13 protein-coding genes are annotated in these 12,763 nt (G+C 46.0%); 6 read left to right on the top strand and 7 right to left on the bottom strand.

Translation table 11 applies throughout. The features are described from left to right. Nucleotides 1-39: 39 nt before the first annotated feature. The 5 genes from ACWNM1_RS18040 (at nt 40) to ACWNM1_RS18020 (ending at nt 4,786) form a co-directional block, all read left to right on the top strand. Nucleotides 40-699: a response regulator transcription factor gene (locus ACWNM1_RS18040; RefSeq protein WP_149644295.1), complete on the top strand. Its 660-nt coding sequence runs from the start codon at nt 40-42 to the stop codon at nt 697-699. Between the two features lie 2 nt (nt 700-701). After that, on the top strand, nt 702-2,105 hold the full coding sequence (locus ACWNM1_RS18035; protein WP_449602040.1) for an ATP-binding protein: 1,404 nt from the start codon (nt 702-704) through the stop codon (nt 2,103-2,105). A gap of 61 nt (nt 2,106-2,166) precedes the next feature. Continuing rightward, complete coding sequence (locus ACWNM1_RS18030; RefSeq protein WP_449602038.1) at nt 2,167-2,634, top strand: hypothetical protein; 468 nt, start codon at nt 2,167-2,169, stop codon at nt 2,632-2,634. 49 nt (nt 2,635-2,683) lie between these two features. Then, nucleotides 2,684-3,250: a hypothetical protein gene (locus ACWNM1_RS18025; protein WP_449602036.1), complete on the top strand. Its 567-nt coding sequence runs from the start codon at nt 2,684-2,686 to the stop codon at nt 3,248-3,250. Nucleotides 3,251-3,397: 147 nt separating this feature from the next. After that, complete coding sequence (locus ACWNM1_RS18020) at nt 3,398-4,786, top strand: cryptochrome/photolyase family protein (RefSeq protein WP_449602034.1); 1,389 nt, start codon at nt 3,398-3,400, stop codon at nt 4,784-4,786. Here the strand turns inward: ACWNM1_RS18020 and ACWNM1_RS18015 are convergent. Next, nucleotides 4,781-5,791 carry a phosphotransferase enzyme family protein gene (locus ACWNM1_RS18015; RefSeq protein WP_449602032.1) on the bottom strand — a complete coding sequence of 337 codons (1,011 nt, stop codon included), beginning with the start codon at nt 5,789-5,791 and terminating at the stop codon, nt 4,781-4,783. The genes ACWNM1_RS18020 and ACWNM1_RS18015 overlap by 6 nt on opposite strands. Before the next feature lie 334 nt (nt 5,792-6,125). Here ACWNM1_RS18015 and ACWNM1_RS18010 point away from each other — a divergent pair, with 334 nt between their 5' ends. After that, nucleotides 6,126-8,402 carry a preprotein translocase subunit SecA gene (locus tag ACWNM1_RS18010; protein ID WP_449602030.1) on the top strand — a complete coding sequence of 759 codons (2,277 nt, stop codon included), beginning with the start codon at nt 6,126-6,128 and terminating at the stop codon, nt 8,400-8,402. Between the two features lie 23 nt (nt 8,403-8,425). On the opposite strand, the gene ACWNM1_RS18005 is transcribed toward ACWNM1_RS18010, so the two are convergent. The 6 genes from ACWNM1_RS18005 to ACWNM1_RS17980 form a co-directional block, all read right to left on the bottom strand. Further along, nucleotides 8,426-8,611: a hypothetical protein gene (locus tag ACWNM1_RS18005; RefSeq protein ID WP_042187647.1), complete on the bottom strand. Its 186-nt coding sequence runs from the start codon at nt 8,609-8,611 to the stop codon at nt 8,426-8,428. Between the two features lie 115 nt (nt 8,612-8,726). Beyond that, nucleotides 8,727-9,980, bottom strand: coding sequence for an MFS transporter (locus tag ACWNM1_RS18000; protein ID WP_449602028.1), 1,254 nt, complete (start codon nt 9,978-9,980; stop codon nt 8,727-8,729). Between the two features lie 233 nt (nt 9,981-10,213). Next, nucleotides 10,214-10,978 (bottom strand): ABC transporter permease, encoded by a 765-nt coding sequence (locus ACWNM1_RS17995; RefSeq protein ID WP_449602026.1) that lies wholly within the window; start codon nt 10,976-10,978, stop codon nt 10,214-10,216. Then, entirely contained in the window at nt 10,975-11,919 is a 945-nt protein-coding gene (locus tag ACWNM1_RS17990) for an ATP-binding cassette domain-containing protein (protein WP_449602024.1), read from the bottom strand. The genes ACWNM1_RS17995 and ACWNM1_RS17990 overlap by 4 nt, the downstream gene beginning before the upstream one ends. A gap of 11 nt (nt 11,920-11,930) precedes the next feature. Then, entirely contained in the window at nt 11,931-12,284 is a 354-nt protein-coding gene (locus ACWNM1_RS17985) for a DUF1048 domain-containing protein (protein WP_052404266.1), read from the bottom strand. Further along, complete coding sequence (locus tag ACWNM1_RS17980) at nt 12,277-12,606, bottom strand: PadR family transcriptional regulator (RefSeq protein WP_042187640.1); 330 nt, start codon at nt 12,604-12,606, stop codon at nt 12,277-12,279. The genes ACWNM1_RS17985 and ACWNM1_RS17980 overlap by 8 nt, the downstream gene beginning before the upstream one ends. Nucleotides 12,607-12,763 lie beyond the last annotated feature (157 nt).

The raw sequence follows: 12,763 nt of genomic DNA, 5'->3' as shown, positions 1-12,763 counted from the left end.
GGCACTTAGTGAGCAAGGTACCAGGAGGAGAAATACGAAATGGCAAATATATTGGTAGTAGAAGATGAACGAGCGATTAATGATTTAATTACAATGAATCTCAAGCTCGTTGGACATACATATAGCAAGGCTTACCGTGGACCGGAGGTTTTCGAAATTCTGGAGCGTGAAAAGACTGATTTGATTCTGCTGGATGTTATGCTTCCGGAATTGGATGGTTTTGAGGTGATGCAGCGGATTGCACATTTGCAGGTTCCAGTGATTTTGATTACCGCCAAGAATTCTTTGGCTGACCGCATTAAAGGCTTCGAGCTAGGCGCGGATGATTATATCATTAAACCATTTGAAATTCTTGAATTGCTGGCAAGAATCAATGTAGTCCTGCGCAGGGGTGAAAAAGGCACTTCCAGCTTCATTTGCGATAATGTTGAGGTGCGTTACCTGGAACGGCAAGTTTTAGTAGATCAGACACCGGTTGATTTGACCGTTAGGGAATTCGAGCTGCTTGAGGTATTAATTCGTAACCGGAATATTGCATTGTCGAGGGAAAAGCTGCTGGAATTGGCGTGGGGCTATGATTTTGAGGGCGACACCCGCACCGTGGATGTTCACATCCGGCAGCTACGTAAAAAGCTGGGCTGGGAAGAACGGATCAAAACCATTTTCAAGCTAGGCTACCGCCTGGAAGTTCAGAGCTAATCATGAGATTCTGGCATAAGATTCTGCTGTCGGTACTCGCTCTCTTTATTGCCGCTCTGGATGTAAGTGTCATTATGGTGATGAAAAAAAGCTGGCAGCTAAACATGGACAGTGAAATGCAGAGAGCATCCAGTGAGCAATTGTTAATCGCCAACAATATTTATGAGAACCTTAATTCAATTCAAGCGCGGGGAACGGCATTGACCCCTATTCTACTGGCCAGCGTCTCTGAGTCCTATGGCGATTACTACCGTAAGCAGGGAATCTATTTGCAGCTATGGGAGAACGAACGAATGATTTACCCTCCCCAAAAAGGACAATTCGGGAAATCTAATTTGGGAAAAGGCGATCAGCCTGTATCCTCAGACGAACGCTCTATTCGGCTCTCCACTCAGCTTCCTGCTCCTTACCAGCATTTGCTGCTTGTCTATCAGCGTGATATCAGTGAGCTCTTCAACAAGCAACAGGATCTGAACCGCTTTTTTGTAATGATTAACTGGATCGTGGGACCCGTTCTGCTGCTACTTCTTTATCTTCTAATCCGACATCTAAGCAAGCCGCTAAAGCTCCTGTCAGAGACCAGCAAAACAATCGCCGAAGGCGACTATACGAAACGGGTGCAGCTGCGCAGCAAAGATGAATTTGGCGAACTGGCCTTGAACTTCAACCGGATGGCGGAGGCCGTGGAACAGAGGGTTACCGAACTCTCGGACATGGCTGAAGAGAAACAAAGGATGGTGGATAATTTGGCCCACGAGTTGCGTACACCTTTGACCAGCATGCAGGGGTTCGCCGAGTTTCTGACCACGGCCAATATTGGACAGGAAGAACAGCAAACTGCGGGCGGCTATATTCTTAGTGAAACCCTTCGTCTCAAGAATCTGGCCTTCAAGCTGCTGGATTTGTCTGTCCTCCGGCATCAGCCGTTGGCACTTCAGCAGGTGGATATTTCTAAACTATTTCAAGCTATCCAACAGACGGAGCGCCCAAAATTGACGGATGCTGGCATAAGATTTCATGTTCAACATACGATTTCAAATGTCTGGGGAGATCCCGATTTACTAGCTTCATTATTGGTAAATCTGGTTGAGAATGCGATTCATGCCTCCAAGCAAGGCAGCGAAATCCACATGCTGGCCTATGAGCTGGATGGAGAAGCCGTGCTAGAAATCCGTGATACGGGAACCGGAATCACCGCAGAGATGGCTAATCGTGTGTTTGAACCTTTCTATCGGGGAGACCAGGCTCGTTCACGTGAATATGGCGGCGCTGGCTTAGGATTATCCTTATGTCGGCAAATTGCTGAAGCGCATAAGGCCAGACTGTCCTTAAACTCTGTCCTCGGCGAGGGAACTAGCATCAGACTCTTTTTACAACTCTATAACAACTGCCCTCCTACTCTATAACATCTTTGGATTAAGGTTAGGAAGATTCATCATCATCCGATCCCAATGGAGGTTAAGTTAAATGAAGAACAACAAGATTTCCGCTACACTCGCTGTACTCTTGTTCTCTGGAAGCGTGCTGGCAGTGAGCGCAATGATTGTCCCAGGATTTGTGAACATCACCGCCGCCAAGAGCATTTCTGCAGTACAAGACTCGAGCAATCTAACCTTGAACAGCAGCAAGGCACCCGTACTAAAAGTAGAAGCAGAAGCTCCGGTATCTACTGTGAACAGAGATCTAGAGCAGCTGATGACCCAAGAAGAAATGCAGCAAATTTATGATTTTGCGGACAAGCCCAATAACGAAATTATCACCATCGGAAGGGAGATGACCGAGGATGAAATAAACCGGAGGCTGATATTGGAAGACCAGTATGTGTATGACGGCCTTCGTCCCAAGCAACTGTTCCCGTTAAAATCGGGACAAGCGGAGTTTTATTTTGACTTGGAGAAAAACACGCTCAAGTATCCGAATTCGGACATTGACTGACGAGGAACTGTTACAATATATTGACTGGTTCTACCGGGAGGCCTATGCCTTGTCCAAGCGGAATATTGTAACCCCTCCAGACACAGGGAGTTTGAGCCAGACCGACGCCATTGCCATGGCCGCTTCAAGTGTGCGAAAAATATTCGGAGCAGACATCTCCAAGCTTGAAGTAAAAGCAAGCCAAGGAGAATCCATGCTATCAAAGAAAAAGACCTGGATGGTACTATTCACCCCTTATAAAACCAACACCTTAAGAGGACAAGGTAAGGAATTTTGGCAATATACCGTAATTATTGATCCCTCCACCCGCACGGTAGTAGATACGACCGCAGCTAATTTTTCACTCACAAGAACCCCAATCAATGCTGAAGCTGCCATCGCTATCCAAAAGGATGCAACCTGGATTAACGAGGCTACAAAAATAGTTACAGATAGACAAGGAGAAACCCGGAAAATCGCCACGGCTTCCCTTACAGACACTGACGTAAATAATAAGCGCGGTATGGTAGCAGTCAAAATGTTGCTCGAAGATGGCAGCAGTTATACTGCAGAGTTACGCTACCCAGATCAGACTCTTCGGTGCCTCATCTATGAAGAAGCAGAAGCTGCCAAATAGGGTTATATTAGCGGTTCAAGCAGTTCTACAACATATTAGCAAGATCATATTTCCGATGTTAATTATTCTGATTTTGAGCAAGGACAATGGGAAATCCTTATAGACATGCGATTTTCCCCCTCTGATAATAGAAAGGAAATATTTCTAATGATTCTCTTCATTCATCGCAAAGATCTGCGGACTAGCGATCTTCCAGCCTTTGAGGCTATACGTTCTTCTGGCACTCGCAGCCTTCATCTGTTGATTTTGGAGCCTTTTTTACTGCGAAAACAACGCTATCTTGAGCATAGCGGGGTAAACTTCCTGACACAGGTCTCAAGACTTCAGCAGGAATACGCCACTGAGGGCAAGCAGCTACATATTCTTTATGGCGAGCCTGATATTATTGTCAAGAGGCTGAGCGAAACCTACCCAATTCAGGAATTGATGGTTCATGCCGATTACACCCCTTATGCATTAAAAAGAGACATGAGCCTGCGTGATACATCGGCTGCACTCGGCATCCGTTTCAAAATTTTTCACGACAGCATGCTCTGTGATCTGGAAGATTTCATGGATTGGTGCGGGCGTCGAGAGCCCTTCAAGGTATTCACACCGTTCTACCGCCGCTGGCGCAGCTACTTGGCTGAGCGCTTTCATCCGCCTTATTCTTCGACCTTGGCTGATCTGTCAACGTCCACACTGGACGATAAGATTGCCGAAGATTTCCAGATTCCTGAAGAGATTACACTTCAGTTTGAAAAGCTAGTGCCTTCAAGAAAAAAGATGGATGTACACGATACTCTTGAGCAATTTATAGACTTGCATTTACGGGATTATCATGTGAACCGTGACAGGTATGCACAGGTGGGCACCAGCCAGATCAGCCGGCACCTCAATACGGGTACCATTTCAGCGCGTACTGTGTATACTCGGCTGGCGGAAGAAGAAACCGGCGGGGAAGAATGGCTGCGACAGCTGGCCTGGCGGGATTTCTATCTGTATCAGGCCCGGCTCAATGCTGATTTCTTCAGCTATGAGAAGGTGTATGATTTGAGCATGCTGGGTACGAAATACTTTGAGGCTTGGTCTTTGGGCAGAACTGGCATTCCTGTAATCGATGCCGCCATGACCCAACTGAACACAACCGGATGGATGCCGAACCGGCTGCGAATGATTACCGCAATGTTTCTTACCAAAAATCTGGGCTGTCCATTTATTTACGGAGAGCGTTACTTCAGGCTGAAGCTTAGCGATTATGATAATGCGCTGAACCGTGGCGGCTGGCTGTGGAGCTCCTCGCTCGGATTCGATGCCTCCCCTTACTTCAGGATCATGAATCCGGTAACCCAGTCCCAGACTCATGACCCGAGCGGAGATTATATACGCACCTGGCTGCCAGAGCTGGCAGTTTTGTCCGATAAAGCTATTCATCTGCCTAGACCATATGCCATCGTTGATCTTAAGCAGTCACGGGCGCTGGCGATTGAGGTGTATAAAGAAATCCTGAACAGCAAGGGAGCGGCGGTTCATCCTAATCACGGAAATGAGCTATAGCCTGCTTGCGCTTCCCTGCTCTTCTTGCAATATTACTAGAATTTCTGCAGTTCCTGCAGACAGCTGGACTAAATCTACGGACAGCCGTTTTGTCTGCTCATGAAGTACCCGGGATTCATCAGTACCCTCCAGATAACGGGTGACAAAATGAAGAAAGACATCGATTTTCCGCAGCAGCATTAACACTGGAATGGCGTTGATTTCGGCTGGGGTGAGGCGGATACTACGGCTGAAGCCCCGGCAGAACTCACGAATCATCTTCTTCTCCTCCGCATGCCCAAGCAGCCCGGATAGAATAACCGCTAACTCCATGACCCGCAAATCATATGTACAGAACTCAAAATCAAGCAGCGAGGATACCTGCCCCGGGTCTTCTATATTTACCAAAAGATTAGAGGCATTCAAGTCACCGTGTACCAGTTGGTGAGGCAGTCCCTCCAGTTCATTCAGAGAACCTGTAATATTTCTATAAGCTCTGTAGAGCATCACTAGCTCAGCCCCCAGAGCCTTAAAAGGTTCCGGCGGATTCAGGCACAGTTCCCGGATGACCTCTGCACTGCATAACGGATAGGACGACCGCAATTCATAATATGGCCGGTACACCGGAGTAAGACCGGGATCAATAACTGATAGGACTTCTGATAAAATACCCGTCACCTCTCCAAAGGATTCTAGGTAGGAAACCTCTTCCTCCACAGGTGAATCACCATCGATATATCGGAACAAGCAGGCGAATTTGCCACGCTCCCTTAACTGAATCATAGTTTCACCGGTAGTCGTTAGAATAGGAACAGGTACTTTGAAAGGCAAAGCTCGTGTTCCAAGCTGCTCCAGCACAGCATGCTCGAACTCAATCTTGTTTCTGTCCTTATGTGTATCATATATTCGAAGGACCGCGCGTTTCCCGTTATTTCCCACAAAATAAGTTGTGTTGTTCCAACCCCCGCTCCGCTTCTGTAGCGTACCACTCCATTCTGGCCAAGCTTGACTTACTATAGTTTCCACAGCGTATGCCTCTCTCTCATAAGTCTATCAACTCATAGGCAATTGTAAAAGCAGCGTATGCCTGTGTCAAATCCCCAAAATCGGATTCAGGAGCCTGTATGCACCTCTTGTACTTTTCTGCTAGAGAATTGAAATTATCCACCTAATGACAACTTAAATAAGTTGGCGATGAATGCTTAGAGTTTTAAGTTTTACGTTATGCTATTCATGATTTGTCCAAATTGCATTTAATAGAATATTTTGGTAGATTGAATCCGAGGATATCTTAACCGACTGACAGCGCAATTATTGTTCAAAACTAAGCGTATTTCTACCGAGGGGAGCTCAGATTTCTATGAATATAGCTGTCAAATTGATGCAAAAATTCAAAGACCGCGATACCCAGAATAAGCTGAATGTTTATCAGGACAAAGTGGAGCTCATCAGAAAACGGAATTTGGAAGCATGGGACGATGGGCAGCTTCTAGCGGAATCCCTACGGCTACAAAAAGAAGCAAAATCAGGTACACCATTGGATGAGCTGCTTATCGCTGCTTATGCGTTAGTATGCGAGGCAGCGAAGAGAAAGCTTGGATTAAATCCTTACGATGTCCAGATCATGGCTTCCATCGCTCTGCACGAGAGATTCTTGATCGAGCAGCATACCGGTGAAGGAAAAACACTTTCTGCTGTTATGCCTGCATATCTAAATGCACTGACTGGCAAAGGCATTCATGTGCTGACTTTTAACGATTATTTAGCCAAACGGGATGCGGAATGGATGGGCCCGATCTATCGTTTTCTCGGATTAACGGTAAACTCGGTTCAAGCGGGCATGAGCCTGTCCGAGAAACAGGAAGCATACGCCAAGGATATAACCTATGTTACGGCAAAAGAAGCGGGATTCGATTACTTGCGTGACACAATTGCACTAAACGAAGCCGATACTGTGCATCGTCCTTTCCACTACGTCATCGTCGATGAAGCGGATTCGCTGCTACTCGACGAAGCACGGGTGCCGCTGGTCATCAGCGGAGATATGCCCTCTTCCAGGAGCAACGGCTTTCGTTTCGCAGAAGTAGCTCGGCAGCTCAAGCGAGATGAGCATTACGACTTCGACGAGTTCCAGCGGAACGTTTATTTAAATGAAACCGGCGCTGCGCAAGCGGAATCGCTTCTGGGATGCGGCAATTTGTACGATAGCCATAACAGTCACTTGCTGACATCATTAAATTGCGCGCTGCATGCAGAATCGTTATTAAAGAAAGACGTCGATTACATCGTCCGGGACAACAAAATCGAGCTGATCGAAGAATATACCGGCCGAGTGGCGGAGAACCGCTATTTGCCGGATGGGCTGCAAGCCGCGCTTACGGCAAAAGAAGGGCTGTACTCCATAGCCGGCGGGAAAATTCTCGGGACGATCACCATTCAACACTTCATCAGTCTGTATCCGCAGATTTGCGGAATGACGGCTACCGCTCATGTATCCGCAATGGACTTCGAAGATATTTATGCGCTGCAGGTGCTGCAAATTCCGCCGAACCGGCCAAACATTCGAATCGACCATCTGCACCGGATTTATACCCATAAAGAAGCCAAGCTTAAAGCACTCGTACAAGAAATCTCATCCATCCATAGGACGGGACGTCCAATTCTCATTGGTACGTTAAGCGTCGAGGAGTCTGCCATGTTGGCAGAGGCGCTAGCGGTTTCGGGCGTATCTTGCCATGTTCTAAATGCGAAAAACGACGCAGAAGAAGCCGATATCATCGCCAAAGCGGGAGAAATCGGTGCAGTGACTGTGTCTACAAATATGGCGGGACGCGGGGTCGACATCCGCCTCGGCGGCGGCGACCCCGCGCAAGCAGAGCTAATCGCCAAGCTGGGCGGGTTGTACGTAATTGCCACCCATGTGAACGAAAGCGTGCGGATCGACGACCAGCTGCGCGGGCGTTCCGGTCGCCAAGGCGACCCGGGAGCTTCCGTTTTTTATGTAAGCTTGGAGGACGAGTTACTGCTTCGCTTCGGCATCCATAAAACAGTTCGCGCTCCCAGGCAGGATGAGGCTCTTGAAGAGACGGGGCTCAGTAGCAAGATTACAAGTACTCAGCGTATTGTTATGGGCCAAAACTTCGATATCCACAAGGAACTGAACTGTTATTCGGATATGCTGGAGGATCAGAGGCGAATTCTATACGCGGAGCGGCTGCGAATTTTGAAAGGCGAGCAGCCGTTGAGCCCAGCGGAGCAGCGGGTACGGCTTTTTTATATCGACGAATTCTGGGCTGACCATCTTGCTTACGTTTCTTACCTTCGCGAAGGCATTCACTTGGAGAGCCTTGCCAGCCGCAATCCAATCGACGAATTTCATGCGCAAATCACTGAAGCCTACGAGCAAATTCCTTCTAAAATAAATATCGCGTCGGAAAATATGCTTGAAAAGCTCGGAGGTTCGAATGATCCGGCAGAGTGGGAAAAGTTCGGCCTGAAAAGCCCTGCTTCCACCCGGACTTATATCATCAACGATCAATACCTGCAGAGTAAGCGAACCTCATGGACCGGAACGACTGTATTTGCTTATTGGCTTCGCACGGTTGCGAGGCCGATATTCAAGCTGTCAAAATATTAATGCAACGATGGGGCGGTTAGCCCCTACTCCTCTAGCTCATCCAGCTTCGCTTCCAATTCAGCCAGCTTGCGATTCGCTTGATCCAATATTTCCTGTTGTTCTGCGGTTTTTGCTCGTTTTATTTCTTTTTTGATGGCCATAATCTGCTGTTCCAAATAGAGAATTTCAGCTTCATTTCCTGCGTTGTTCCACATCTGTGAATAAGTCATTGTCGGTCTCCTTTTTTCTAATTAAGAAAAGCTTTCCATAAAGTTCAATCGAAACTTTAGGAGAGCTTCTTGTTTATCTACACAAGGGTTTCAAGCTCTCACTTCTAGTAAAATTCTACTCTTGTGATACTTCCTGTATTAAAGGCATCCCCGCTTCAACTAAACGTTTGTTTCGAATGAAGATAATGGACAGTATTACAGTTAACACCCCTGTTCCAACAAGGAGCCATTCAATCTCAATTACATCCGCGAGCGGACCGAATATCAGCATTCCGATGGGCATCATGGACGTCGATATCATACCAAAGACTCCGAATATGCGTCCCAAGTAATCCGGATCTACCTTCTCTTGTAGCATTACGGTTGTCGGTGTATTAAAGACGGGCATAGCTACGCCGAAAATAGCCATCATAACCAAGTAGATCCAAAAAACAGGTACAATACCCAAAGCGAACGTACATACACCCATAATTAAGCTAGCAAAAGTCATTGTATATACTTTGTTTCGAAAGCCGCCCCATGAAGCAATAATTGCTCCGCCAGCCATCATACCGATAGAAAAAGCAATTTCAATGGCTGTTAATCGCCAATAATCATCTCCGAAGCTGCGTGTCACTTGTAGCGGTGTTAAAAATGCAGCCGGTGCCATCAATACGAAGAAAAAGGCGAAAAAAATGAAAAAAGTTTTGAGAAAGCTGTGGTTTTTAATATAGCTTAAACCCTGTTTAAAATCGTCCAAATAGCTTGTCGTTTGTTTATCAGTCGCTTTTTTATGCAACGGTATTTTCAAAAAGAATGATAATGTAAAGATCGCTATCGCCGCTGTGATAACATCGATAAAGAAAATGACCTCAATTGTTGCCAATGAAAGCAATGACGCGCTAACGATAGGTGCAACAAACATCATTAGTGCTTGAAGACTTCCGTTAATCCCATTTACTTTCGTCAGCTTATCCTCTGGTACAATTTGAGGTAATATTGCCCCAACCGCAGGTGATTGAACCCCAGCTCCGAGCGCACGAACTGCAGCAATGGCGAACAACAACCATATCTCATCATAACCAAGCAAAAATGTAATGGCTAAAATCAGTGTAACAAAGGCAATCATGGCATCTGCTATCATAATAAGATATTTCCGGTTGAAACGGTCCGCCCATACACCTGCAAACGGAGATAATATAAAGGTAGGAATGAATCCACAAATAATAAATAATGTCATCATCATACCTGATTTTGTTGTAAGCGTAACGTACCACATAATAGCATATTGAACTAAAGCAGAACCGAATAACGAAAATGTTTGACTACTTAGAAAGATAATTATATCCCGTTTCCAATGTTTTTTGTTTTGTGCTTCGTTTGGTATCACTATAACTTACTCCCCCATTTTAAAAAAATATCATTCATTCCCCATTCGCCTATTAAAATTAATTACCAAATCAGGTACTTCTAATTCTATGTACAAAAATTTTATATAAATCACATTTCTAGAATAGCACAGAAATATTCACCCCACCATTCAGCCAGCACTTTAAATTTAGCCTGTGCACACAAAGAGCCGGTATCCCCCTCTTTCGAGAAGCCACCAGCTCTTTTTTACGTCTATTTCATTCTCCGTTTATACACTCGCATTGCGGAAGCCCAGAAAAACGCAAGTATTGCTAAACTCCATAATACCGCCACAAGCGTAGTTTTATCTGCCGTTCCTCCGAGTAAAAGAGAACGAATACTCTCGATAAGCGGTGTCATGGGCTGATATTCTGCGAATATGCGTATAGCTGAAGGCATGCTGTCGGTCGGCGCAAAGGCAGAACTAACGAATAAAAGTAACATCAAAATGTAAGAAAATACTCCTGCTCCTTCGAATGATTTAGCAAGCAAGCCGAAGGTAACGGCAATCCAAGTAAATGCAAGTACGCTAAGCAACAAAATACCAATGGCTAATACCCAACCGAGCACATCCGCTTTCGGCCGAAATCCCATTCCGAAGGCAACAAGGAAAATGGCAAGCAATGAAATGACGTTAAAAACTAATGAAGCAACCACATGACCGCCTAGAATAGAGGCTTTGGCGATCGGCATGGAGTGGAAACGCTCGAATATGCCTTTCGTGAGATCGTTATTGATACGAAGAGAAGAATAAGCCACGCCACTAGCAATGCAAAAGAGCAATATTCCGGGCACAATATAATTGATATAGCTTACTTCACCGGTGTTCATCGCTCCGCCAAAGATGTAAACAAAGAGCAGCATGATCATGATCGGCATGGCGATGACGGTAATAATCGTGTCGATGCTACGTGTGGAATGGCGAATGACACGCCCACTCATGACGGCGGTATCGCCTAGAAAATGAATGAATTTCATCGGGAGTCCTCCTTTTTGCTAGTGACGATCGCGAGAAAAACATCCTCAAGCGAGGGCAGTTTCTGCGCAAACTCAGCAATTTCTATGTCAGCTTCCGCTGCTTTCGTTAGCAGACGCATCATCTGTCTCGTACTTCCGTCTGTAATGACGGAGAGCGTGAGATTGTTCGAATCTGCAGTCGCGTTAAATTCCTTTAACAGATCTTGTGCTTGATTTAGCGTTGGTTCATTATCGAATCGAAGCTCGATATGACCCTTAGGCAATCTATTTTTTAGCTCCGCAGGACTGCCGCTTGCCACGATATGACCTTCGTGTAAGATCGCGATTTGATCGGCAAGATGGTCAGCTTCCTCTAGATACTGCGTAGTTAAAAAAACAGTGACACCTGATCTTGCTAAATCCTTGATCATATCCCACATAGCAAGACGCGCTTGCGGGTCAAGTCCGGTGGTCGGCTCATCGAGAAAAATGACCGAAGGGTTACCCAGTAAGCTCATGGCCAAATCCAAGCGCCGACACATCCCTCCGGAATACGTGGAGATTCGGCGATCGGCGGCATCGAGCAAGTCAAAACGACGTAATAACTCCTCGGCTTGTTTGTCAGGATCGGGCAAATGGCGGAGTTTGGCCATCATTCGCAGATTCTCGCGTCCGGTCAGGATATAGTCAGCGGTGACGCTTTGTCCTGTCAGGCTGATCTCCTTACGTACTTGCTCTGGTTGCTTAGTTACGTCGGCTCCATTAATCTTTGCGCTTCCGTTGTCGGGCTGGAGCAGGGTGGCAAGAATTTTGATCATAGTGGTTTTACCCGCGCCGTTAGACCCTAGAAGAGCAAAAGTTGAACCCTTCTGAACAGTGAAGTCCACCCCCCGCAATACTTCCACGTTTTTATAGGATTTTTTGAGGCCTATTACTTCAATCGCCCAATTGTTCGATGTCATCCTAATCCCCCCTATCTTCCAAGTTTTTTGTGAATGGACTCGTTCATTTTGGCTCGCATTTTCCCTGTCCAAGTCTGAGCGGAAACGTCCTCGAGCAGCCCGTCACAGAACGCCATTACGTCATTCCCCACGATCTCCAGAACATCTCGACCTTCAGCAGCTCCCATCTCAAACATGTCAAGCATTTCGGGAAAAAGGTTGATGACGCTAGAATCGTTAGTTGAGAAGTTCAGCATGTAGCGCGATGCGATATTGTAAACTTCCCGGTAATCGTTCGGGAGCGCTTTTGAACGTTTTACGCACTCTTTATAAGCCTTCTTTTGTTCACGTAAATCTTTAAATTTAGCGAGCATGTTCTTATACACGGCTATCCTCCTTCAGTTGGGTAAGTCTTGACGAAACATATCCCCATTTCTCCCAAAACATGGACAGTTCCCGCCATCCCTCTTCATTTAGACTATAAAATTTCCTTGGTGGTCCTATTTCGGACGGTTTTTTCTCGATATCGACGAGTTTATTTTTTTCTAACCGTATTAAGATGGTGTAGACTGTTCCTTCAACAACATCTTCGAAACCGAGCGCATTTAGCGTTTTTACGATTTCATACCCATAGGTTTCTTTCCGGCTGATGATTTCAAGTACACAGCCTTCCAAAACTCCTTTCAGCATTTCTGTTAGGTTATCCATTAAAATCCTCCAATGCTACTCTGTATTGCTTAGTACCACTATATAGTATCACCGAGTAGCTGAATTGTAAATAGGAGGAAAAGCGGATTGCTGAAAAAAAAACACGACAGTAGTTGGGACTGGATTTGGTGTGAGTGGAAAGCATTTGCTAAGTCAG

Source organism: Paenibacillus sp. Marseille-Q9583, assembly GCF_976954365.1.
Note: the sequence above shows the minus strand (reverse complement) of the source record. Positions and strands in the feature narration are given on the sequence as shown.